Origin of the sequence: Seonamhaeicola sediminis (assembly GCF_004358095.2) — a bacterium.
Classification (GTDB): domain Bacteria; phylum Bacteroidota; class Bacteroidia; order Flavobacteriales; family Flavobacteriaceae; genus Seonamhaeicola; species Seonamhaeicola sediminis.
Genome location: NZ_SMZJ02000043.1, coordinates 1 through 369 on the forward strand (window position 1 = coordinate 1; position 369 = coordinate 369).

Annotated in this window: 1 pseudogene; it reads left to right on the forward strand. The window is 37.7% G+C overall.

What is annotated here, in order from left to right:
- A pseudogene (locus E1J38_RS15140) lies at positions 1-311 on the forward strand (transposase); the annotation flags it as partial.
- Between the last annotated feature and the right edge of the window lie 58 nt (positions 312-369).

Here is a 369-nt window from a genome sequence, read left to right on the forward strand (position 1 = left end):
CCCCAAGAAATTACAGTGAGAACTTCAAACGTTTGGTTGTATCTGAATACGAGCAAGGTTTTTTAAACAAAGACCAGCTGCAACGTAAATATGATATTCGAGGCAATGGTTGCATTACCAATTGGTTACGAAAATATGGTACCTTTACTTATCCAAATCACACAAGTATTGGTCGACCGATGAAAAATCCGGATAAACAACGCATAAAAGAGCTAGAAGCACAGTTAAAAAAGAAAGATCAGGAGTTGGATTTTTTCAAGCACTTTATCAAAGTCGCTGAGCGAGAACTAAAGATTAAGATTGTAAAAAAGTCTGGCACCAAGTAGTTCAAGAGTATACGCAGCAGCAGAATCGGTTATCGATCAATGG